This window comes from Sinosporangium album (assembly GCF_900100605.1).
GTDB classification, from domain to species: domain Bacteria; phylum Actinomycetota; class Actinomycetes; order Streptosporangiales; family Streptosporangiaceae; genus Sinosporangium; species Sinosporangium album.
Window position 1 is genome coordinate 46,500 of record NZ_FNCN01000009.1, and the last position, 22,328, is coordinate 68,827.

Sequence of the window (22,328 nt, forward strand, 5' to 3'; positions counted from 1 at the left end):
GCCTAAAGGGCACGACCGACTATTCTCCGGCTTCCAACTTCGCGAGCCGGTTCTCGTACATCTTCACCACCGCCGCCCGGTCGGCCGTCGCCCGCTCGTAGGCGAGCAGGCCGCGGATCTGCTCGACCGACTGGCTGCGCAGCCGCCCCCGAAGCGACGCCAGCGTCATCTCCGCGTAACCGGGAATCGGCTCAGCCGGTACGGCGGAAGCCTCCCCGGCCCGGGCACCGGTGGCCGGGGCTTCGCCGGTGTCGCTTGGCTGGGCCGGGGTTCGGCTCTCTGCCGTGGCTTGGGGCTCTGCCGTGGCCGTGCTCTCGGTGGCCTTTGCCGCGCCGGTGCCGCCGGGCCGGGCCGCGGCCTGCGTTTCGGCGGTGGCCTTGGTGGTGGCCTTGGTGGCGCGCTGGGTCTTGGTGGTGGCCTTGCCGCCGGTCTTGGTCTCCGCGGTCTCCGCGGCCGAGAGGCTCGCTGCCGCCGGGCCGGCCTCCGCGGCCTCGGCCTTCGCGGTGGTCTTTCTGGGGGCGCGCTTCTTGGGAGCCGGGGCCGCCTCCGGAGCGGGCTCGGCCGCCGTCACGGCGACCTCGGCCTGCGCCTCGGCCTCCGCGGCCTTCGGCGTGGCGGTCTTCCGGGTCCTCGTCTTCGCCGGGGCGTCGGCCGTACCCCCGGCGTCGGCCGTACCCCCGGCCGCGTCCGCGTCCGCAGCCGTAGCCGGGGCCTTGGGCTTGGCGGTCTTCCGCGTGGTCGCCTTCCCGGCCTTGGTTTCGGCGACAGCGGTGTCCGGGCCTGTGGCGTCGGCCTGGGCGGTGGCTCGGGCGGCGGTTTCGGTCGCGCTCGCGTCCGTGGCCGTCGCCTTGGCCCTGGTGGTCTTGCGGGTAGCGGCCTTCGTGCCTTCGGCGGTGGCGTCGGCCGTGCCTGCGGTGACGTCTGCGGCGGTGTCCTTGCTGGTGCCCTTGCTCCCGCTCTTGGTCGCGGCCTCGGCCGTGCTGGTGGACGCCACGGTGGTCGCGCCCGGGGAGGGAGCGTCTCCGGCGGCGTCGGCGGTCTCGGTATCGGCGGACGGGGACGGCTCGGCGGTGGCCGGAGCGGCCGAGGCGGGGGTGTTGGCCGACACTTCAGCCGGAGCCGGATCGGTCTGCGCAGCCGAAGCTGCCGGGGCGGCCGGGGCGGCCGGGGCGACCGGGGCGGCCGGGGCGACCGGGGCGACCGGGGCGGCGGAGCCGTTCGGCTCGGCCTGAGCCGGGGGAGTGGCCGGGGTGAAGATGACCGGTTCGGGGCGGGGGGCGGAGGTCCCGTTGGAGACGGTGGCGTCGGGCTTGGCCGGGCGCGGGGCGAAGATCACGGGCGGGCGGCGTGTGGGCTTGGCCTCGGCGTCCGCGGCGTCCTTGGCCTCACCGGCCTCACTGGCGTTCCCGGTGTCGGCGTGGGCGGCGGAGGTCGTCTTGCCAGGGGTTCCGGAGGCGGCTGCGGCCTTGTCCGCGGTGTCGTCGCGTACGGCATCGCCCCAGGGGTCGCCGACCGCGTCGGCTTTGCCGTACTCGGCCTGCGCGGTCTTGCCGGTGGCGGCGTCCTCGTCGCGGTCGCTTGAGCCCCTGAGCCTGGTGAACGCGTTCAGAGCGCTCTTGAACAGCGAGGTCGGGAGATCGTCGGCCTTGGCCTCCGACGGCTTCTCCCTGTCTTCGGACGGCCCCTCGGACGGACCGCCGGCAGCCCCTTGAGCAGTGCCCTGAGCGGCCCCTTGGGCGGTGCCTTGGGTCGCGCCCCGGTCCGTGCCCGTGTCCTTCGGCTCCGTGCTCTTCGGCTCTGTGCTCTTCGGCTCTGTGTCCTTCGGCTCGGCGTTCTTCGCTTCGGCGGGGTCACCGGTCTTGTCGGCCGTCGCGGCCTGCTGCGTGTCCTTCGGCTCGCCGGGTTCCTTGCCGTCCTCTCGACCTGTGAGGGTGTCGCGGAAGGACTTTGCGATGGAACGGACTAGGTCCGTGAGAGACATGCCGACTCCCTGGGAGGTCAGGTATTGATTGATAAGTCAGGCAAGACCGAATGGCCCTGAGTGCGCGTCCATGCGCGCGGTGCCCTACGCCGTTCCACGTAGCATAGGAAACATGACTGGTGCGGCGACCCCGACAACCCGACGCGTTCTTGTGGCCAAGCCTCGTGGCTATTGTGCGGGGGTGGACCGGGCGGTCCTGGCGGTCGAGCAAGCTCTCGAACGCTACGGTGCGCCGATCTACGTGCGCAAACAGATCGTGCACAACACCCACGTGGTCCAGACCCTGGAGAAGCGTGGAGCGATCTTCGTGGAGGAGACCGCCGAGGTGCCCGAGGGCTCCATCGTGGTGTTCTCCGCACACGGGGTGTCGCCCGCGGTGCACGAGGAGGCGGCGAAGCGGTCGCTGCGCACGATCGACGCGACATGCCCACTGGTCACCAAGGTGCACAAAGAGGCACAGCGGTTCGCCAAGGACGACTACGACATCCTGCTCATCGGCCATGAGGGCCACGAGGAGGTCGAGGGCACCGCGGGCGAGGCGCCCGAGCGCATCCAGCTCGTGGACGGCCTCGACGGTGTGCGCAACGTCCAGGTGCGCGACCCGAGCCGCGTGGTGTGGCTGTCCCAGACGACCCTCTCGGTCGACGAGACGATCGAGACCGTCGACCGGCTGCGCGAGCGCTTTCCCGACATGGTCAACCCGCCGAGCGACGACATCTGCTACGCCACGCAGAACCGCCAGGTGGCCGTCAAGGAGATCGCCCGCGAAGCAGACCTGGTGATCGTGGTCGGTTCGGACAACTCGTCCAACTCCAAGCGGCTTGTCGAAGTCGCCCTCGACGCCGGCGCCGCCGCGTCCTACCTGGTCGACAACGCCGGCTTCATCCGCGAGGAGTGGCTGGAGGGCGTCTCGACCGTGGGCGTCACCAGCGGGGCCTCCGTCCCGGAGGAGCTGGTGGAGGGCGTGCTCGCCTACCTGGCCGAGCGCGGCTACGGAGACGTGACAGAGGTCGAGGCGATGGCGGAGAAGGTGCATTTCGCCCTCCCTCACGAACTCCGCCGCGACCTGCGTTCCTGACGTCGACCACCCGGGTGGCGCCGGGGCCGGGTCGCGTCAGCGCTCGGTGTTGCGGGCTGTGCCGTAAACCGTGGGTTCGAAGTATCCCTCAGGCTCAGGCGCGTAGACGGCGTTTTCGCGGCTCTTGTCCTTGGAACGCGCGCGGTCGCGCCCAGCCGACCTGGCCTTCGGCACGGCGGGAGCCGCCTCGGAGCGCTTCCCCCGCCGCGACTCCGGCCGGGTGGCGGCGAGCTCCTGACGCAGCTCGCGCACGTTGCCGCCCAGGCCGCGGCGCCACGCCACGACGAGGACCACGGCCGATCCGGCGAAAAGCCATGGAGCGCCCGCCGACAGGGCGGTGAACATGCCGAGCGCGAACGTCTGCGCCACCGACTCGGCGCCGATGGCGCGCACGGCCTCGGCGACGATCCCGGCGACCAGGAACACCAGCGGCGGCGCGACGACGAGTGCGAGCAGGTCACGCGGGTTGACCAGCGCCACGCCCGCTAGGCAGGCGGCCACGAAGGACAGCCCGCTGAGCGCGGCCACGCCCGTGAGGGCGGCGAGCGCGTGCCCGGCCACCGAGGCCACCAGGACGAACGCGACGGCACCCCGGGCGGTCAATTTGACGCGGGACCGCTGCTCCGGTCGGCTTCCCCCGCTCATCATCCCCCCTTAGCCCGCCCGCGCGAGTGATGTCGTGGACTCCACGGGTCTGCTCGGTGGAGCCGGCCGCCGAGTCGGCGCGCGTCATGACAGGTCGTTGGCCAATTTACCGTTCAGCCGGGAGATCAGAGGTGAGCTTACGTCCTCTTCCTGAATCAGTTCGGGTGAACTGAGAGCACGCGGGACCTCCTCGACGACGTTCGGCGTGTCCAGTCTGCCGTCCACGACGCCGAGATCGTGAAGTTTGCGCGCGGTCACCAGCACCCGGCTCTCCAGCGACCCGACGGTCTTGTTGTACGTCTCCACCGCCCGGTTCAGCGACCGGCCCAACTGGTCGACGTTGCGCCCGAGACTGCCGAGGCGGTCGTAAAGCTCACGGCCGAGCTCGAACACGGCCCGCGCGTTCTCGCTGAGCGCGGCCTGCTGCCAGGCGTATTGCGCGGTGCGCAGCATCGTGATCAGCGTCGTCGGCGTGGCGATGTGGACCCGGCGCCCCATCGCGTATTCCAGCAGCGCGGGATCGCGCTCCAACGCCGGCGCGAGGAACGCCTCGCCGGGGATGAACAGCACCACGAACTCGGGCGCGGGGTTGAACGCCTGCCAGTACGCCTTGGCGGCGAGCCGGTCGACGTGGTCGCGCAGGTGTTTGGCGTGCGCGTCCAGCCGTGCGGTCTGCATGGTCGGCTCCTCGGCCTCCGCCGCCTCCAGGTAGGCGGCGAGGGAGACCTTGGAGTCGACGACGATGTTCTTGCCGCCGGCCAGCCGTACGACCATGTCGGGGCGGAGCGTCCCCTCCGCGGTCGCCGCACTGGCCTGCTCGTCGAAGTCGCAGTGGTGCTGCATGCCCGCGATCTCGGCCACCCGGCGGAGCTGCAGCTCCCCCCAGCGTCCCCGTGCCTCGGGCCGCTGCAGCGCCCGGACCAGGGCCATGGTCTGGGACTTGAGCTGGTCGGCGCTCTGCCGTACGAACTCCATCTGCTGCGTCAGCTCCGCCCGCGCGGCGCGCTGGCCGGACTCGGTGTCGCGAAGCTGCGCCTCGATCTTGTCGAGGGCGGTGCGCAGCGGCTCGATCATGTGCTCCACGGCCAGCTTGCGCTGGTCGAGGTCGCCTGCGGCCTCGGCGCGGGACGCGGCCAGGCGCGACTCGGCCAGCTCCAGGAAACGCAGGTTGTTGACGTCGAGCGCCCGGGTGGAGATGGCCTGGAAGCGGTCGGTGAGCTGCCCCTCGACGTACGCGAGTTTCTCCTCGGCGGCCTTGGCGCGGGCCTCCGCCTCGGCGACCTTGGCCGACCCGGCCGCGCCGTGGGATCGGCCGAGCATGTAACCGATGGCGAGGCCGGCCGCGAGGCCCACGGCGAGCTGGAAAGCGAGTGCCATGACGTCCACATCCGCATGATTTCAGGGCTCGTACGGCTCATGCCCCACGACACGCCCTGAGGCGGGGGCCGTTGTGGACTGCCGCGTTCCGCTTGTGTGAACGGTCATTGTCACCCAAAGTACTGATACGAATGCGGAGTGCTAGGAGTGTGAATGTCGTACGGCGTGCGCCCCAAGTGGGCGTTCTCCCTCTGGATCGCGGTGGCGGTGTCCCTGGCCGTGATCATCGCCGGCGTCGCGGTCGTCGTCGTACACGTCGCGGACAACTACACGCCGACCGCCCAGGCCACCGCCCGCCCCAGCCCGCCCACGTGGGCGGCGGGCGCCTGCGCCCGCAGGGAAGGCGCCGGGTACGCCCTCGCCCCCTGCGCGGTCGGCCAGACCGCCGTGACCCGCGTCGTCACCGGGAAACCCACCGCCTGCCCGCCCGACACCGACGACTTCGCCGCGATCGGCGGCAGCCGTACGGCCTGCCTGCGCAACCTGCGCGCACCCCACCCGGGCGACCCGGGCGCCGGCGGCGGCCTGCTGAGAAGCGGCGACTGCGTCACCGCCCGCGGACAGGAGCTCCCATGCGCCGGGGGCACGTGGTACGGCAAAGCCGTCGCCGTCGTCCGCGGCGCGACACGCTGCCCGTCCTCCACCCTGACCACGGTCGCGCTCACCGGAGGCCCCGTCATCTGCCTCGGCCCCGGCGGCCGGGTGCCCGCCCGGGGACACTGCCTGGCCGAACCGGCGTCGCGGGACCTGACCAGGGCGGACCTGCGCAAGGTGCCCTGCGCGTCCAAGCGGGCCTGGGCCCGCGTGACGGCCTTCGCCGCCGGCCCCGGCGAGTGCCCGAAGGGGTCCGACCGGTCGCTGCGCGCGGGCGACCACCGGTCGCCGCGCCCCGTGACCTGCCTGCGCCTGACATCCGCCGATTCCCGCTGACCTCCGCTGACCTTCTGCTGACCTTCTGCCGAGATCCGCCGCGTACGGCACCGCCGGGCCGTGCCGTACCGGCTCTTCCGGCTCTTCCGGCCCTTCCGGCCCTCTCCGGCTGTGCCGCATGCGCCCGCCCGGGGCGCGGGCAGTGCGTCCGGCCCTCTAAACTCGGCCTACGTGAGCCTGAGCATCGGCATCGTCGGCCTGCCCAACGTTGGCAAGTCCACGCTTTTCAACGCGCTGACCAAGAGCGGCAACGCCCTCGCGGCGAACTACCCGTTCGCCACCATCGAGCCCAACGTCGGCATCGTCGGCGTCCCCGACGCGCGTCTGGGCAAGCTCGCCGAGATCTTTGGCTCCGCCCGCATCCTCCCCGCCAAGGTGGAGTTCGTGGACATCGCCGGGCTCGTCCGCGGAGCCTCGGAAGGGCAGGGGCGCGGAAACCAGTTCCTCGCCAACATCCGCGAGACCGACGCCATCTGCCAGGTGATCCGCGTCTTCGCAGACCCCGACGTCACCCACGTCGACGGCGATGTGTCGCCGCAGCGCGACATCGAGACGATCAACACCGAGTTGATCCTGGCCGACCTCCAGACTCTGGAGAAGGCGCTGCCGCGCCTCGCCAAGGAAGCCAAGTTCAACAAGGACCGCAAGGTCGCCTTGGACGCGGCCGAGGCCGCGGTCAAGGTGCTCGACTCCGGCACCACCCTTTACGCCGGGGCCAAGGCCGCCGGCATCGACCCCGCCGACATCCGCGAACTGCACCTGCTCACGGCCAAGCCGTTCCTCTACGTCTTCAACCTCGACGCCGACGAGCTCACCGACACCGAGCTGCGCGACCGGCTCTCCGCCATCGTCGCGCCCGCCGAAGCCGTCTTCCTCGACGCCAAGATCGAGTCCGAGCTCGTCGAGCTGTCCGACGAGGAGGCGCTCGAACTCCTCCAGTCCGTCGGCCAGGAGGAGTCCGGCCTGTCCCAGCTCGCCCGGGTCGGCTTTGAGACCCTCGGCCTGCAGACCTACCTCACCGCCGGGCCCAAGGAGGCCCGCGCCTGGACCATCCGGAGGAACGCCACCGCCCCCGAGGCCGCCGGCGTCATCCACACCGACTTCCAGCGCGGCTTCATCAAGGCCGAAGTCGTCTCCTTCGCCGACCTCGTCGAGGCCGGCTCCATCGCCGCCGCCCGCTCCGCGGGCAGGGCCCGCATCGAGGGCAAGGACTACGTCATGCGCGACGGCGACGTCGTGGAGTTCCGCTTCAACGTCTAGCGGACACCAACCAGCACGAGCTCGTCACCAGCGCCAAAGCGTACCGCCTGCTCGGTCGCCGCCCTCGGCAAGCTTCCTTCACAGGTGCCCCCGGGCGAGCACTACCACGCCTGGAAGGCCGGTCGAGTCGGCGCCTGAGAGCCCGGCAGGCCGCCCTGTGGACCGGTCGGCAGTCGGTGATTGTCGGTGTCGGCCGGTTCGGTGCCTGCACGCAGTGCACCGCTGCGCACTTTCCAGTCGATGGGGTTGACGCCGGCCGCCGCGACACGGATACGGATCTGACCGGGGCCGGAGTGGGGTTCCGGCGCCTGCTCGATCACAAGGGTGTCTGCCTCGCCGTGCTCGTGGAAGCGGGCTGCACGCATGGTCTTTTCTCCTCAAGGACGCCGGTGATACTCGGCGGATGGCTGTGTCGCCGACGCTAGAACCTGACGTTGACGTCAGGTGCAAATCGGCGTGACGCCCGCGGGGAGGAGACCCCCTGGGCCGCGCTGCGGCGGCGGCGTCCGCCGGCCGTGTGTGATGGGTTTCGCTTGGGGTCTATGTCCTTGTATATGCCTGTTTGGGGTGTTTGGTGGCTAATGTGAAGATCGAAACACTCTTGGCCCCTTTTGGGTAGGCATCGGTTGCCTTTAGGTAATGGCATAGTGCGCTGGCCTGCGCTAATGCGCGGCGGGTACGGCTCATGCCGCGGGGCTCTGACTCCGTATTCGGTCTCGGTTACCCGGTTGCGGCGATGCTTGCAGCATCAGCGTGGCTTTCCTGAAACAATTGGCGAGGCCGATAGGGTGATTACTTCACCACGGATCAGCCGGGTCGAGATGTAGGGCGAGACCGCGCCGGCCGGGGGATCGGCGGCGAGCGGAGGCGTGATGGCTCGAAGGGCAACTGTCCAGCACGGTCCTCGGACGGTTGGCGACCCTGAGCTACCGGCATACTCGGATTCGTCCGACCTCGACCAGCCGCCGGCGCGGGGCAGGGGCGCGCCGCGCCGCGGCGGGTGGGCCGGAGGCGGTGGGCGCTGGCTCGTGTGGGCCGGGCGCGCGGTGCTGTGGGCCTTGATCATCGTGATCGTGGTCAACGGCGTGCGCGCTCCGTTCGAGCGGTTCATGCAGGGGTCCTCGCCGTCCGCGCCGCCCCCGGCGCCGGAGGTCGAGTTCCCCGTCCAGCGAGCGGAGTCGTTCGCCGGCCAGTTCGCCGAGGTCTACCTCAACATCGACGGTTCACGGCCCGACGAGCGGGCGGGGCGCCTCGCGCCTTATATTCGCGACGAGGCCGGCGCGCAATTCGGCTGGGACGGTCTCGGTCTCATGAGGGCGGGAGCGATCCGACCGTATGAAACCAAGGTTATCGATGACCGAAATGCGCTGGTCACTGTGCTTTTTCAATCGGGAAACCGGCGCATGATGCTGTCGGTTCCCGTATATTCCTCGGGTAATTCCCTATTGGTCTCGGGACTGCCGGCGGTGCTTCCCGCGCCGGCCAAGGCCACGTATCCGTCGCCGCCCGACAGCCCGCGTGACGAGGCCGCCGAGAGCGAGCTCCGGCCCCAGCTGGAGAGCTTCTTCCGGCAATACGCCGAGGGCGACACCGTCGAGCTGCAGCGCTTCCTGGCCGCCGATGTGCGCCTGGAGAGCCTGAACGGGGCCTTCGACTTCTCCTCGCTCAAAGATGTGCGCGTGCCGCCCGGCGAGGCGGAGCGCCGGGTCCGGGCCGTGGTGGTCTGGTCTGTGCCGTCGAGCGCCCCGGGCGACCCCGCGGCAGCGGAGGACCCCGCGAGGTCCACGGGCAAGCTTGAGCAGGCGTACAGCCTGACCGTCGTGAAGACCGGCGGCAAGTGGTTCGTCAAGGAGATCAGCGGTGCCGCTCGGAACCTGGGTTGACCGGTGAACCACCACTTCCCGACCGGCCTCATCGCACCCCGTCCCGTGGAGCTCCGTTCGGTCGTCGCGGAAGGGCGCCGCGTACGGCTCTCGCCGCTCGGGGCCGGATCCGCCCGGACGGATGAAAGAGGCTCACCGCGGCTGATCCAACCCCCGAGGAGGAGCTGATTTCATGTTGAAGATCATGTTGTTGCAGGCGATGGATCACGTCGCCGACCTGGCCGCGGCGCCGTCCCCGGCTCCGACCGGCGTCAACACGGAGGGGTTGGCGGACTTCCTACGGCGGTTCTTCGCGCCGCTTTTCCTTGTCATAGTGTCGGTGGTCGCGCTCTTCTTCCTCTTCACGAGGGAGATCACGAGATTCGTGCAGTTCATCATCCTGGCCATCGCCATCGGAGTGATCTTCTACGTGCCCGACATCATCGAGATGATGGCCAGGGCGATCGCGGGGGCCCTGGGAATCCAATGAGGGTTGAGATCGTCCCCTGGCGGTGATTGAACGAGGGGTGAGAGGAGGAGCGAGTGGATCTACCCACGTATACGAATATTTGGCGAATCGAGAAGCGGCTCTACAAGCTGTATGACCTACGGCTCCCGATGCCCCTTCCGATCGTCTGGATCGGCGTGTTCGTGGGCGTCCTGGTCCCGTGGTCGCTCCTACTCTGGCTGGTCGGCATCAACTTCGAGGCGCCCTGGCACGTGCTCTACCTCGTGCCCCCCGGCGTGGTCACCTGGCTGTCGACACGCCCCGTGATCGAGAGCAAGCGTCTCACCGAGCTGATCCAGTCCCAGGCGCGCTACCTCGGCGAACCCCGCACATGGTGCCGTATGGCGCCGCTCTCCGAGCCCTCGGAGATCACGCTCACCGGCCGTGTGTGGCGTGTCGGCCCCGGCCGGGCCGACGCCGTGCGCGTGAAGGCCCGCCACGCGCAGGCCAAGGGCCGCGCCAAGGTCAAGGCCGGGAAGCCGGAGAAGGCCGGGAAGCCTGAGAAGGCCGGCAAGACCGACAAGCGCGAGACCGCGCCCGCGCCGCGCCAGGTCCGGCCCGCCGTGGCCGCTGCCGCCCGCGCGCCGCTCGCCGATGCCCCCGCCCTGCCCGCCACCTCCCGCCCGCCGGCGGGACCCCGCGTGCCCGCCACACCGTGGTCCGAGCCCGCACGCCCGCCGGCCGACGAGCGGGTGCGCCCCCAGCCCGGTACGGCTCCCGCCCCCCACCCCGCCACCGCGCGTGGCGAAGCGGCCTCGTCCGACGCGACCGGGGCCGACACGGCTGCCGCGCACCCCGTGGGCACCACCACCGCGCCCGACGGCAACGAGCCGTCCCGGGCGTCCACCACCCTTGTCCCGTCCGCTGTCCCGCCCGCCGCCCCGGAGGTTTCCGCGACGGCGGCGTCGCTCACGCCAGGGACGCCCGACGTTTCCGCCCCCGTCGTCCCCCGCGAATCCGCCGCCTTGCCCCCGGCCGACCGGGCCGAGGCCGCCGACGCGGCCGTCGTCGCAGAGGTGGTCCGTACGAAGCCCGAGCCCCGGACAGGCCAGGCCGTTGCGGCGGCGCGTGGAGCGGATGCCGGAGGAGAGGTCGAGCGGGACGGCGCGGGGAGCGCTCACGAGGAGGCCGCTCCCGCGAGCGCCGGTTCCCCGGCGAGTGGTGTCTCCGGGCCTGTCGTGGTCGCGACGGAGGCCGGCGCGAAGGATGTAGCCCCCTCGGCGATCTCGGAGACGCGAACTCCCTCCCAGAGCAAAGATGCCGTGTCCGGCGTGGACGCGGCGACGCGGGGCTCCGCCGTACACGGGTCGGCGCGGCCTGAGCCTGAGCCCGAGCGCCGACTTGAGGTCGTGTCCGGGCCGCGCACCGAGCCGGAGGTCGCTTCGGACGCCGAGTCCCACGGGCAGGCCGGGCAGGAGGCCGGGACCCGCTCGGGGCAGGGGCCGATCGGCACCGAGGCGCTGCGCAGGCTGAGGAGGCTCGCGGCGTCGGCCGACCCGGGCGCTTCGCAGCAGGACGCACGGCGGGGCGACACGGCCGGGCCGGACGACCTGCCGAGCGTGGTGCCCGGCCGGTGGTCGGCGAACCGCGGCACGCCGGGCTCGCCTGGCGAGGACGCCGGTCAGGCGGGTCAGGCCGGGCGGTTGACCGCGAGCGCTGCGAGCGCGGCGGACGCGCCTCCGGCGAAGCCGACCGGAGGCGGCGACGTCACCGGGGCCGGTGCCGTACGGCCGGGTGCCCGTGGCGGTTCTGTCGAGGCCGGTGGTGCTCCGCAGACCGATGGCGTACGGCCGGCGGCCGGGGGCGACAAGGCCGTGGCCGACAACACCGGGGCCGACAACACCGGGGCCGGTGCCGTACGGCCGGGTGCCCAGGGCGACAGGGGCGGCGGCGGGCGGTCCGGCGAGGACGGGTCCCGCGGCGGTGCCCAGGGGGCCGGTGGGGCTCGGCGGGGGAAGCCGCAGGTGGGGTTCCCCGCGCGTACGGGGGCCAAGGAGGCGGACGGCGAGACGGCGAACGGGCCGGGGGCCGGGGCGGCGGGGACGACGCCGCCGGTGTCGATCCGGGCGGTGCCCTCGGGGCCGGCTCGGGAGACGGGGCCGGCGGTCCCGTCGGTTCCCGGGTTGCCGTCGGTGCCGGAGGCGCCGGCGCCCGGGCCGAGGCCGGCCGGGACGGGCCGGGTGCGCCGGGTCGAGTCGGTGGTGGGGCGCGACCCGTCGGGCGGCTGGCGCAGGCTGGCGCAGGTGGTCATCGGCGCGGGCGGTAGCCGTACGGATGGCTCGGAGGTGGACGAGGCGCGTGCGCGCGGGGCGTTCCCGGGGAGCCGGCGCATCGTGGTGCTCGGGTGCACTGGCGGCGCGGGGCAGACGACGACGGCGTTGATGCTGGGGCACACGTTCGCGCGTTACCGCGAGGAGCGCGTGCTGGCGATCGACGCGAACACGGGACGGCACAGCCTGTCGACGAGGATCAAACCCGAGTCGCCGGAGACGCTGACCTCGCTGCTCAACGGCATCGACCAGGTGGGCGGCTACTTGAGTGTGCGCAACTACACGAGCCGGTGCCCTTCGGGCCTGGAGGTGGTGGGGGCCGATACGGACGCGGGCGCCGAGCAGCGTCTCGCGGACCGGACGCTGTTCTCCGACCAGAGGCTCGGCCAGGCGATGGGCGTGCTGGACTCCCACTTCAAGCTGATGGTCGTGGATCCGGCGGCGGCGCTGGCGGCGCGGGTCCTGCCGTACGCGGACCAGCTCGTGCTGGTGGCCCCGGCGAGCGAGGACGCGTCGGACGCGGTGGCGATGACCTACGAGTGGCTCGACGGGCACGGGTGTGGTGATCTGCGGCGCAGAGCGGTGATGGTGATCAACGGTGTGAGCCGCCGCAGCATGGCCGATGTGGAGCAGGCGGAGGCGGTGGCCCGGGGCCGCTGCCGGGCGATCGTCCGGGTCCCGTGGGAGGACGATCTGGCTCCGGGCGGCGTGCCGCTGGTGGATCCGAGCCATCTGCGTGCGGCGGGGCGCAGGGCCTACGTGGCGCTCGCGGGTGTTGTGATCGCGGGGTTCGGAGGCCCGCAGGCCGTTCGGCAGAGTGAGGAGGAAGTGGCCCGGTGAGCATCGCGCATCCGGTCGGCCTGTCGGCCCGTGTGGCCGGCTCCGAGTCGGCCGATCGGCTGCCCGTGACCGGACGTGGAGGACGCTCGGTGATCATTTGGCGAGGGAGACGGGCTGCTCAGGTGGTCCAGGTGAAAAGGTGAACGACGAGTGACCAGGGCTTCGCGGGCGCGGAGTCGCTTGGCCGTGCGGTACTTCGACGATCGAATTCTGCTGACGGACTCCGCCGCATGGGCATATTTCCGACTTCCAACGGTCAGTTATGAGTTTGTCACCCCCGAAGAGCGGGAGGCGGTGGCCACCAACGTGACCATCGCCCTGGCCGCCATCCGGATGTCGGACGCCGAGGTGCACCTACGGGTCGCACACCGCACATACCCGGCCGCGGAATGGGCGCTTGCGCTCAACGCGACATCGGACGAGGGGCCGGGGTGGCGCGACTACCTGGAGGAGATGTACCGCCACGTCTGGGCCAAGGACTTCTGGACGAAGGAGGTCTACCTCGGGGTGCGCCTCGGACCCCGAGGCGCCCAACTCGGCACCGGTGTGCTGTCGCAGTTGTTTGGTTTCTATCAGCGCAGCGAGAAGGCGCTCGGCATCGACGACGACCATGTTCCGGACAGCGAGATCAGCCGCTGGACCGAGCAGGCGGAACGGCTCGGCCGGGCACTGGCGGGCAGCGCGCTCTACGCGCGCCACGCGACCTCCACGGAGATCGCGTGGCTGTTCCAGCACGCCGCCAGCGGCTCCCTGAGCGACCCGCCGCCGTCGGCGAGCCCGAAACGCCGCTGGGGCAAGGGCGAGATCGAGACGCTGCTCGAAGGCACCATCCACAACGGCAGATCGCTCCTCAAGATCGAGCAGCCGACGGGTGACTCGTTCGTGGCGCACCTGTCCTTCGCCCGGTTCCCCGACCTGATGCCGTTCCCGGACGGCGAACCATGGGTGCATTTCGCCGACCAGCTCCCCTTCCCGGTGGAGTTCTCATCCCGGATGCGGCTCATCCCGCCCATCAAGGCCAGCAAGGACGTCGCGCGCAAGCTAGCGCACGCCCGCGACATGGACATCCACATCCGGGAGGCGGGGGCCGAGGCCCCCATCGCGCTGGCCGAGCAGATCGACGCCGCCCGCATGCTCGAACACGGCATCACCAAGGAGCGCCTGCCGTTCGTGTACGGCTGGCACCGGCTGATCGTGTCCGCGCCGACGGAGGAGATCTGCGTGCAGCGGGTCGAGGCCGTCGTCGAGCACTACCGGGACGTCGGCATCGACATCGTGAACTCGACCGGTGACCAGTTCTCGCTGTTCTGCGAGGCGCTGCCGGGCGAGCGGGTGCGGGTCAACGCCTACGCCCAGCGCCAGCCGCTCCGCACGATCGCGGGCGGCATGTCCACGGCGACCGTCGATCTGGGCGATCGCGTGGACGAGGTCACCTCCGGGTGGCATGGGCCGTACATCGGCGAGACCCTGGGCCGGGCGCGCAGCATCGTCCACTTCGACCCGCTGGTCGCGGCGAGCCGCAACCGGCCCACGGCCATCGCGATCACCGGTGAGCCCGGCGGAGGCAAGACGACGCTGGCGCTGCTGCTGATCTATCAGATGGCGTTGCGCGGGGTCACGGTCGCGGTGATCGACCCCAAGGGCGACGCCGAGTCCCTGGTCAAGCTGCTGCAGAGCCGCGGCCGAAAGGCGCGCGTCATCCCGCTCGGGTCGGCGGCGCCCGGCCTGCTGGATCCGTTCTCCTTCGGCGACGACATCGCGGCGAGGAAGACCATGGCGACCGAGACGCTGCGGTTGCTGCTTCCCCGCATGTCGGAGGAGCGCGAGTCGGCCATGATCCAGGCGGTGGCGGCCGTCTCCAACGCCGAGGACCCCTCGCTCGGCAAGGTCGTCGACTATCTGGAACAGGCCGAGGACCCCGCGTCGAAGAACCTCGGCGCGGTGTTGCGTTCCATGTCGGAGATGCATCTCGCCACGCTGTGCTTCGACGCCTCGGGCGGCGACCAGATCGACACCGAGGGCTGGACGACGGTCTTCACCCTCGGCGGTCTCACGCTGCCGGACGTCTCGACGGGACGCGACGACTACTCCTACGAGCAGCGGCTCTCGGTCGCCCTGCTCTATCTGGTGTCGCAGTTCGCACGTCGGCTGATGAACGGCCTCGACCGGCGCGCGCCCAAAGCCATCTTCCTGGACGAGGCGTGGGCGATCACCTCCACGCCGGAGGGGGCCAAACTGGTCCCCGAGGTCAGCAGGATGGGCCGTTCCAGGAACACCGCGCTGGTGCTCGTCTCGCAGAACGCGGGCGACCTCCTCAACGAACAGGTCACCAACTGTCTGTCGTCGGTGTTCGCCTTCCGGTCGACCGAGCGTGTCGAGGTCGACCACGTCATGTCTTTGCTCGGCGTCGACGCGTCGGAGGAGCACAAGGCCGTTCTTCGGTCGCTGGGAAACGGCGAGTGCATATTCCGCGATTTGGATGGCCGTGCGGGACGCATAGGAGTAGACCTCATATCACCCGAGCTGCTCCGATGGCTCGACACGAATCCGACACACGACAAACCCAGCGACAGCGTGCATGATCTTCCTAGGGGAGTGGGTAGGACGGGGTCGGCGGCGCAGGAGGTGCGGTAATGACGGTCCCTCCAGAGGGACGGCGGCGTAAGCGCGGGCGGCTCCGCAGGCGCATCGCCCTTGTTCTCGTGGCATTCATCGGCGTCCTGACACTGCCGCTGGTCTTCGGATCGGCACCCGCGGCAGCAGGACCCTGCGACCTGTCGGCGGACCTCGCCCCCGAGGTCGTCGGCAACAGCATGGACGGACTGCTCAGACCACCGACGGCGGAGGACGCGGCGGTGGTGAAGCCGCCGAGCAACTCGGCGACCGGCACCATCGGCGGCGAGGCGATCCCCGACCCGGCCACCAACTACGAGCGGTACGGCACCAGCGGGCAGTTCTGGCACACCTACCAGCTCGGGTGCAGCGACATCGCCGCCGTGATCGGCAACTCGTGGGCCAACGCCGTCTTCACGGCCGCCAAGTCCATCGACCGGCTCACCATCACGACCTACCAGGCGGCGGCCACCGAGGGCCCCCTCCAGTCCCTCAAGGACATGGTCGACGACGTCATCACCAACCTCGCCTCGGCGATGTACTGGCCCTACCTGCGGCCGATCGTGATCGTCGGCGCCATCTGGCTCGCGTGGTACGGCCTGATCCGCCGACGGGCCACGACGACCACCGAAGGCGTCATCTGGATGGTGATCGCGGTGACGGTGGCGGTGTGGTTCTTCAGCCGCCCCGGCGACTTCACCAGCATGGGCAAGGTCGTCACCGAGAAGACCGGCGAGGTCATCAACTCGGCGATGTCCGGGCTGCCCGGCGCGGGCGGCGCCTCCTGCCTTCCGCTCAAGGGCGGCAAGGAGCCCGACCAGGGGCTCGGCAAGACGGGCGTCTCCGCCGTCGACCAGAACGCCGACGCCCTCTGGTCCACCCTCGTCTGCAAGCCCTGGCTCGCCGGGCAGTTCGGCACGGCCGACCCCAACGCCAAGGCCGTCCAGACCTACGGGCCCCTCCTGCTCGACATCCAGGCCGTCGACCGGCAGGAGCAGAGCAAGCAGAGCCCCAACAGCACCGCCCACCAGCTCCGCTACCAAGAGGATGTCGCGAGCAAGCTCGAAGGCACGCCCACCTTCTTCATCTTCCAGGGCAAGGACTGGACCAGTCGGCTCGGCATCGCCATCGGCGCCCTGATGGCGGCCATGGTCGCGGGACTGCTCATCTTCCTGGTCGCCGTCTCGCTGCTGGTGTTGAAGGTCGGATTCCTGCTGCTGCTGGTCCTCGGGCCGGTCTTCCTGCTCATCGGCGTGCATCCGGGCACCGGGCGCATCATCGCGATGCGCTGGGTCGAGATGCTGATCGGCACACTGCTGCGCCAGGCCGTCCTGGCCCTGGTGCTCAGCGTGCTCGTGTACGGCTACGCCCTCGTCATGTCGACCGGCCTCTCGTGGGGCATGCAGCTTCTGTTCATGGCGCTGATGACGATCGCGGTCTTCTTCTACAGGCGGCCGTTCCAGCACCTGTTCGCCCGGATGGACGGGCACTCGATCACCACGCGCATGCTCGGGGAGGCGGCGACCGCGCCGATGCTCAGCCGGGCGGCGGCCGTACTGCCTCCGGTGGCGGGCTATCGCGTGGGACGGTGGGGCATGCGCAAGGCCGAGCCCCTGCTGCAGAGCGCGGCCATGGCCGGCGGGGCCGGCACCGCGGCGGCTGCGGCCGTCGCGCAGGGCCGGGTGCGGGGAGAGGACGGCGCGCAGGGCGTGTCGCCTTCGGGCGCCCGGGTTCCGGTGGGCGTCCAGCCGGCGCCGCTCGACACCGACGGGCAGAACGGCGGCGGCGTGCGGCGGAAGGCCGCCGCTCGCGGCGCCGCCGTACAGCGCGCGGGCGCCGCTCCGCCGCTCAACCTGTCGGGCGGTCCGAGGCGACCGGGGGTCGGCGGCCCCGCGGTCGGCGGTCCGGGTGGCTCGGGTGGCCCGGGTGGTCCGTCCGGTCCGGTCACGGTGGGGCCGAGTGGTTCGTCCTCCGGTGATTCGGGCGGTTCCCGCGGCGGGTGGTTCGGCGGCAGGTCCGGCGGCGGATGGGCGCCCGTGGGCGGTTCGTCCGGCGGGTCCTCCCGCTCCCCGCGGGCGTCCTCGGGAGGCGGCGGTGGCGGCGGCGGTGGCGGCCTGTTCGGCGGCTCGCGCGGTTCGGCGTCCGGCGGGGCCAGTGTGCCCCGGGCCCGCTCTGAGCGCAGCGGCGGCGGCCTGTTCGGAGGCGGTTCATCCGGTTCATCCGGTTCATCGAGGTCGTCCGGCTCGTCCGGGTCCTCTCGGGGCTCGCGGGCCTCGTCCGGGGGCGGCGGCCTGTTCGGCGGCTCGTCGTCGGAGCGGCGCACCCCGAGCGGTTCGAGCGGTTCGAGCGGTTCGAATGGTTCGGGCGGTTCGGGCGGTTCCCGCCGTGCCGAGGCGCCGCCGCTCTGGCTGAGCGGCCGTGACGGCTCGTCGTCTTCCGGTGGAGGCGGCCGAGAGGAGCCGTCGGTGCCCTTCTGGCTCCGCCCGTCGAACACTGACAGGGACTGATACGTGGCACAGCCCAGTGGCGGGCGCAGAGGCATCGCGTTCGCCGGACTCGTCGTGATGCTTGCCGCTGTGGGCATCTACCTGACCTTCGCGCAGGACGGCGGCACTCCCGCCGACGAACCGGCGAGCGTTGGCCGCACCGTCGCGGGGGCCGAGGGAGAGGAGGGCGGCGGCGACACGCTGCCGCCCGTGCCCGCCCCGACGGGAAGCCTCCCGCCTTTCGACATCTACTCCTATCTGCCGATGAGCAGGGAAGAGCTCGCCTCGGCCGCCGACGTCGCGGAGCGTTTCGTCGGCGAGCACGGCACCTACAGCTACCAGGACGACCCCGAGGCCCGCGCCCGGCGGCTCACGGCGTACACGACGGGCGAGCTCGGCACCCTTCTGACCCGCACCGTCACCGCCCCCGGCACCGTCGAACGCGACCGCGCCGACCAGGTGGTCTCCCGCGCCACCGGCAAACTCAAGGAGATCAGGAAGGTGGACCACACCTCTGTGATCTTCATCGTGCTCGGCACCGAGACCGTCGAGAGCAAGAACGGCCCCGCCGAGCGTGCGGAGGAGTACGCCGTGACACTGACGCAGGTCGGTGATGAATGGCGCGTCTTCGACCTGCAATCCGCCGAAGCCGGCCAGGAGGGAGACAACGAGCATTGACCCCCCGGGTGCGCATAGCTCTGATCATCGGTGTTGCCGGGGTTCTGCTGACAGCGGTGATCGTCGCGCCGATGGTGATGACGACCATCCCCTCCTTTATCAGCGGCAGTGAACTCCCCGACTGCCGAGAAGTGAATCTGAACGCCGACGGCGACGAGTCGGAGACGGCGGGCTCCGACATCCCCACGGAATACATGGAGCTCTACCGGAAACACGGCAAGGAGATCGGCGTTCCGTGGAACGTGCTGGCCGCCGTGGGCAAACGTGAGACCGACCACGGACGCTCCCGCCTCAAGGGCGTCCAGAGCAGTACGAACTACGCGGGGGCCGCCGGGCCCATGCAGTTCCTCATCAGCACGTGGGGCGGCAAGTCCAAGATCAAGATCCCGTCCACGTTCAACGGCTACGCCTCGGACGGGGACGGCGACGGCTGGGCCGACGTCTACAACCCCGCCGACGCCATTCTCGGCGCGGCCAAGATGCTCAAGCGCAACGGCGCACCGGAGAACGTACGGCGGGCGCTGTTCGTCTACAACCGCGCCTGGTGGTATGTCGACCAGGTGATGGAGATCGCCAAGCGCTACGCCAAGGACGGCACGATCAAGACGCCGCCGGAGGCCGAGGCCGCCTGCGACGACCCTCTGATCCAGGCGGCGCCGAGCGAGCTGGTCGGCAAGATCCTGGACTACGCGCTCGCGCAGCGCGGCAAGCCGTACATCTGGGGCGGCACCGGGCCGGACGGTTACGACTGCTCGGGCATCATCTACATGGCCTACCGGCAGGCGGGTCTGTCGATCCCGCGCACGACGTTCGTGCAGTGGCCGTTCGGCAAGCGCATCGCCGCGGGTGAGGAGCAGGCGGGCGACCTCGTCTTCTTCAATGCCGGCCCCGGCACCGGGCCCGACCGGCCCGGCCACGTCGGGATGGTCGTCTCGCCCGGCAAAATGATCGAGGCCAGGTGCACGATGTGCGGTCCCATCAAGGTGACTACATACCGTAACCGGGACAAGATCGTGGGCTATACCCGGCCGCTCGCTCACCCCGATGTCATAGAGGAGATCAAACGCATCGAGCAGGGCTGACACAATCGGCGGATGACCGACTGTCATGGCCGTGTGGAACGCCGTCCCCGGCCGGGCCCCGACCGGTACGGCGACCGCAGGGAGGCGACCGATGCTCACTGACGTGCTCGTGGTGGGAGCCGCGATCGTGCAAGGGGGCCGCCTGCTGGCGGCCCAGCGCGCCGAACCCCCCGAGCTCGCGGGGGGATGGGAGTTTCCCGGTGGCAAGGTCGACCCGGGCGAACACGAGGTCGACGCCCTGGTGCGCGAATGCGAGGAGGAGCTCGGGGTCGTCGTGCGTCCCGGTCACCGCGTCGGGGGCGACTGGCCGCTCGGCAGCGGCTACATCATGCGGGTCTGGCTCGCAGAGATCGTCACGGGTGTGCCGGAGCCCAGGGAGCATCTCGAACTGCGCTGGCTGAGCGCGGATGAACTGTACGGCGTGCCGTGGCTTCCGGCGGACCTTCCCATCGTGCGGGCGGTGGAGGATTTCCTTCGCGAGGGTTGAATTCCATCGCTCGGTGACATAACGATTACTAGGCGTGATTATCGCGCGTCCGTATCGGGGGAAACGGAGAAGCGCAGTGGCCAATTGGTGGGGGCGTGCCCGCTTTGTCACAGCTTGGGGAGCCGGTGTTCTGATTCTCGGCTCCGGGGTCGCCCATGCCCTGCCAGAAGCCCTGGGGGAGGGGGCGGACCCCGCGCCCCAAGGCCGGTCCGCTTCCGCGGAGACCGGCGCGTGGAGTCCGTCGAGTCCGTCGGACTCCGACGCGGGCCACGGCCCCGAGAGCGCCGACCGGGATGCCGAGCGGGATTCGGGGGGCTCTGCTCGGGGGGCCGAAGTGCCATCCGGGAGCGCCGTTCGGGGGGCCGGGGCGGCCGTACGTGGTTCCGCCGCTGCCCGGGGGGCCGCCGCCCGTACCGAGCCACGGGCCCGGGGCTCTCTCGCGGGGGACGGCTTCGGCGTGACGCTCGACCTGCGCGAGACCGACAGCCGTGACAACGTCGTCCGCTGGCTCGCCGCGGGCGAGGACTTCCGGTTCCGCGTGCGCCTGCCGGGTCCCGCCGTCGGCGCGCGCATCTCGGTCTCCACCGTGCCGAGCGACGCTCTCGACTCGCTGCGCTGCGCGAGGGCATCCGCCGAGCCCGGCCGGGCGGAGCGACGCGATCTCCGGCCTCGCCCGGCCCTTCGGGACACGGACGCGACAGGTCGGTCCGCGGCCACGTGCGCGCTGGGCGGCGTCGGTGCGGACGAGCCCGTGGAGATACGGCTGAAGGCGTCAGGCGGGGTGCGGGAGATCGTGGTCACCGCCCATGCCAAGGCCCCGGCGAAGGCGCCAGGCCGCCGGTGGCTCACGAGGATGGCCAAGGTCGAGGTCGGCGCCGGTGGAGGTGCCGGCGCCGCGGGTGAGGCGGGGGTGCGGGGGCGGTCCGCCGAGCCGGGCGACAGGGGGCCGACGCGTGCGCATGCGGCAGCCGTACTGGCGGTGGGGAAGCTCGTGGACGGGCAGGGCGCGGGATCCGAGCAGCCGGCGACCGGCCAGGCGGGCGGCATCCTCGGCGGTGTGCTGGGCTCCGGGGGGACGGAGACGCCCGCCGCTTCCGGTGGCGTGGCCACGTCCCCCGAGGCTGCGGGGCCTGCGGACATGTCGGGCGGCCCGGTGGGAGCCGGGAAGTCGAACGGCGGGCCCAAGGCCGGTGAGTCCATCCCGCGGGCCGAGACCGAGCAGGGGACGCGGGCGCTTCCGGGGATGTCCGGGCCTGTGAGCGGGGCGGCGAAGCCGCAGAGCCCGGCTTCGCCGTACATCGCCGGCGGTCCCGTGCGGCCGGGTGAGCCGGGCGGTTCGGCGGCGCTGCCGCGTGCGGGCGCCGGCACGCCACGCGTTTCCGGTGGCTCCGATCAGGCTGTGAGGGGCGCCGCCACGACCGGCGTACGGCCCGGCGCGCGGGACAGGGGGAAGACGACGCGGACCGGTGCCTCGGCCGCCCTCGCTCCCGCCGCGCCGCTCGCCCCCGTGGCACCCGTGGCACCCATGAACCCCGTTCCCGCCGCGCCCGCGCCGGTGGCGGGCGCCGCCCTCCCGGTCCCCGCCGCGCCCCCGCTGGTCCTTCCCGGTGAGGGAACGAGCGGGTCGGGCGGCGCCGCCGGACTGTCGGTGCCCGCCATCCCGCCGGGGGCGGTTCCTGGTGGGGCGCCCGGCCAGTGGGCCGGAGGGGCGGTGCAGTTGCCGCAGGCCCAGCCCGGCCCCGCCGTGACGTCCCCCGGCGAGGAGGCGCTCGGCGCGCCGTGGCCCAGGGAGATCGCGGCACCGGCCAAGCAGGTCAAGGCGGCGGAATCCAAGCCGCTGACGGGTGCGCAGGGGCTGCCGATCGCCGCCGGAGCGGTGGCCGGGCTCCTGGGATTGCTGTGGTTGCAGAGCTCCATTCAGCGCCGCCGTCGACTTCGTGCCTTCCGGGCCGCGGAGCCGGGCGGGGCCGCCTGACCGGTTCGACCCGGTGCGCCGGCTCCTGCCGTACGGCGGGGGCCGGTTTGACGTGATCGGTGGTCACGGTGGTCACGGTGGTCACGGTGGTCACGGTGGTCACGGTTGTCTCCGTTGTCTCCGTTGTCTCTGTCATGGGATTGGGAGGCGTCAGGGCATCGTCGGGCTTTACGGACGTAGTCCTTTTGGGTGGTCTGTGGGGCTGGCGGCTGTCGCGGGGGGCGCAATGGAGAAGGCGCTGGTCCGGCATGGTTTA

Annotated in this window: 15 protein-coding genes and 1 pseudogene; 12 read left to right on the forward strand and 4 right to left on the reverse strand. The window is 71.4% G+C overall.

Going from position 1 to position 22,328, the window contains the following annotated elements; genetic code table 11:
• Window positions 1-19: 19 nt before the first annotated feature.
• Complete coding sequence (locus BLQ73_RS32240; RefSeq protein WP_093170385.1) at window positions 20-1,981, reverse strand: hypothetical protein; 1,962 nt, start codon at window positions 1,979-1,981, stop codon at window positions 20-22.
• A 112-nt stretch (window positions 1,982-2,093) separates the two neighbouring features.
• On the opposite strand from BLQ73_RS32240, the gene BLQ73_RS11445 reads away from it, so the two are divergent.
• On the forward strand, window positions 2,094-3,059 hold the full coding sequence (locus BLQ73_RS11445) for a 4-hydroxy-3-methylbut-2-enyl diphosphate reductase (RefSeq protein WP_093170386.1): 966 nt from the start codon (window positions 2,094-2,096) through the stop codon (window positions 3,057-3,059).
• A gap of 36 nt (window positions 3,060-3,095) precedes the next feature.
• Here the strand turns inward: BLQ73_RS11445 and BLQ73_RS11450 are convergent, their stop codons facing one another.
• Both BLQ73_RS11450 and BLQ73_RS11455 read right to left on the reverse strand, forming a co-directional pair.
• The gene (locus tag BLQ73_RS11450; protein WP_245691004.1) at window positions 3,096-3,707 is read right to left on the reverse strand and encodes a DUF6542 domain-containing protein; all 612 of its coding nucleotides are present in this window, start codon (window positions 3,705-3,707) and stop codon (window positions 3,096-3,098) included.
• An 81-nt stretch (window positions 3,708-3,788) separates the two neighbouring features.
• Window positions 3,789-5,081 carry a DNA recombination protein RmuC gene (locus tag BLQ73_RS11455; RefSeq protein ID WP_093170540.1) on the reverse strand — a complete coding sequence of 431 codons (1,293 nt, stop codon included), beginning with the start codon at window positions 5,079-5,081 and terminating at the stop codon, window positions 3,789-3,791.
• Between the two features lie 153 nt (window positions 5,082-5,234).
• Between BLQ73_RS11455 and BLQ73_RS11460 the strand changes: the two genes are divergently transcribed.
• Complete coding sequence (locus BLQ73_RS11460; RefSeq protein ID WP_093170387.1) at window positions 5,235-6,011, forward strand: hypothetical protein; 777 nt, start codon at window positions 5,235-5,237, stop codon at window positions 6,009-6,011.
• A gap of 171 nt (window positions 6,012-6,182) precedes the next feature.
• Window positions 6,183-7,271: a redox-regulated ATPase YchF gene (gene ychF / locus BLQ73_RS11465; protein ID WP_093170541.1), complete on the forward strand. Its 1,089-nt coding sequence runs from the start codon at window positions 6,183-6,185 to the stop codon at window positions 7,269-7,271.
• Window positions 7,272-7,480: 209 nt separating this feature from the next.
• Here ychF and BLQ73_RS34985 read toward each other — a convergent pair.
• Window positions 7,481-7,636 (reverse strand): annotated as a pseudogene (locus BLQ73_RS34985) (NADP-dependent oxidoreductase); the annotation flags it as partial.
• A 507-nt stretch (window positions 7,637-8,143) separates the two neighbouring features.
• Here BLQ73_RS34985 and BLQ73_RS11475 point away from each other — a divergent pair.
• The 9 genes from BLQ73_RS11475 (at window position 8,144) to BLQ73_RS32245 (ending at window position 22,072) form a co-directional block, all read left to right on the forward strand.
• Window positions 8,144-9,154, forward strand: a complete 1,011-nt coding sequence (locus tag BLQ73_RS11475) for a conjugal transfer protein (RefSeq protein WP_093170389.1) — start codon at window positions 8,144-8,146, stop codon at window positions 9,152-9,154.
• 184 nt (window positions 9,155-9,338) lie between these two features.
• Window positions 9,339-9,623 (forward strand): hypothetical protein, encoded by a 285-nt coding sequence (locus BLQ73_RS11480; protein ID WP_093170542.1) that lies wholly within the window; start codon window positions 9,339-9,341, stop codon window positions 9,621-9,623.
• A 53-nt stretch (window positions 9,624-9,676) separates the two neighbouring features.
• A complete protein-coding gene (locus BLQ73_RS34580; RefSeq protein WP_093170390.1) occupies window positions 9,677-12,751 on the forward strand; it encodes a TcpE family conjugal transfer membrane protein in 3,075 nt (1,024 codons plus the stop codon).
• Between the two features lie 150 nt (window positions 12,752-12,901).
• Window positions 12,902-15,385, forward strand: a complete 2,484-nt coding sequence (locus BLQ73_RS11490) for an ATP-binding protein (protein ID WP_093170391.1) — start codon at window positions 12,902-12,904, stop codon at window positions 15,383-15,385.
• Window positions 15,385-17,871 carry a type IV secretion system protein gene (locus BLQ73_RS11495; RefSeq protein WP_093170392.1) on the forward strand — a complete coding sequence of 829 codons (2,487 nt, stop codon included), beginning with the start codon at window positions 15,385-15,387 and terminating at the stop codon, window positions 17,869-17,871. The genes BLQ73_RS11490 and BLQ73_RS11495 overlap by 1 nt, the downstream gene beginning before the upstream one ends.
• A gap of 3 nt (window positions 17,872-17,874) precedes the next feature.
• Window positions 17,875-18,528 carry a hypothetical protein gene (locus BLQ73_RS11500; RefSeq protein WP_093170393.1) on the forward strand — a complete coding sequence of 218 codons (654 nt, stop codon included), beginning with the start codon at window positions 17,875-17,877 and terminating at the stop codon, window positions 18,526-18,528.
• On the forward strand, window positions 18,525-19,610 hold the full coding sequence (locus tag BLQ73_RS11505) for a C40 family peptidase (RefSeq protein ID WP_245691005.1): 1,086 nt from the start codon (window positions 18,525-18,527) through the stop codon (window positions 19,608-19,610). Before BLQ73_RS11500 ends, BLQ73_RS11505 begins: the two co-directional genes overlap by 4 nt.
• A gap of 91 nt (window positions 19,611-19,701) precedes the next feature.
• The gene (locus tag BLQ73_RS11510; RefSeq protein ID WP_093170395.1) at window positions 19,702-20,097 is read left to right on the forward strand and encodes a (deoxy)nucleoside triphosphate pyrophosphohydrolase; all 396 of its coding nucleotides are present in this window, start codon (window positions 19,702-19,704) and stop codon (window positions 20,095-20,097) included.
• 457 nt (window positions 20,098-20,554) lie between these two features.
• Window positions 20,555-22,072 (forward strand): hypothetical protein, encoded by a 1,518-nt coding sequence (locus BLQ73_RS32245; protein ID WP_093170396.1) that lies wholly within the window; start codon window positions 20,555-20,557, stop codon window positions 22,070-22,072.
• The last annotated feature ends 256 nt before the right edge of the window (window positions 22,073-22,328 follow it).

Bases quoted from the DNA above. Each gene is read 5' to 3' on its own strand.
- BLQ73_RS32240 (WP_093170385.1), bottom strand. From the start codon at position 1,981: ATGTCTCTCACGGACCTAGTCCGTTCCATCGCAAAGTCCTTCCGCGAC.
- BLQ73_RS11450 (WP_245691004.1), bottom strand. From the start codon at position 3,707: ATGATGAGCGGGGGAAGCCGACCGGAGCAGCGGTCCCGCGTCAAATTG.
- BLQ73_RS11475 (WP_093170389.1), top strand. From the start codon at position 8,144: ATGGCTCGAAGGGCAACTGTCCAGCACGGTCCTCGGACGGTTGGCGAC.
- BLQ73_RS11455 (WP_093170540.1), bottom strand. From the start codon at position 5,081: ATGGCACTCGCTTTCCAGCTCGCCGTGGGCCTCGCGGCCGGCCTCGCC.
- BLQ73_RS11460 (WP_093170387.1), top strand. From the start codon at position 5,235: ATGTCGTACGGCGTGCGCCCCAAGTGGGCGTTCTCCCTCTGGATCGCG.
- BLQ73_RS11480 (WP_093170542.1), top strand. From the start codon at position 9,339: ATGTTGTTGCAGGCGATGGATCACGTCGCCGACCTGGCCGCGGCGCCG.
- BLQ73_RS11495 (WP_093170392.1), top strand. From the start codon at position 15,385: ATGACGGTCCCTCCAGAGGGACGGCGGCGTAAGCGCGGGCGGCTCCGC.
- BLQ73_RS11510 (WP_093170395.1), top strand. From the start codon at position 19,702: ATGCTCACTGACGTGCTCGTGGTGGGAGCCGCGATCGTGCAAGGGGGC.
- BLQ73_RS11445 (WP_093170386.1), top strand. From the start codon at position 2,094: ATGACTGGTGCGGCGACCCCGACAACCCGACGCGTTCTTGTGGCCAAG.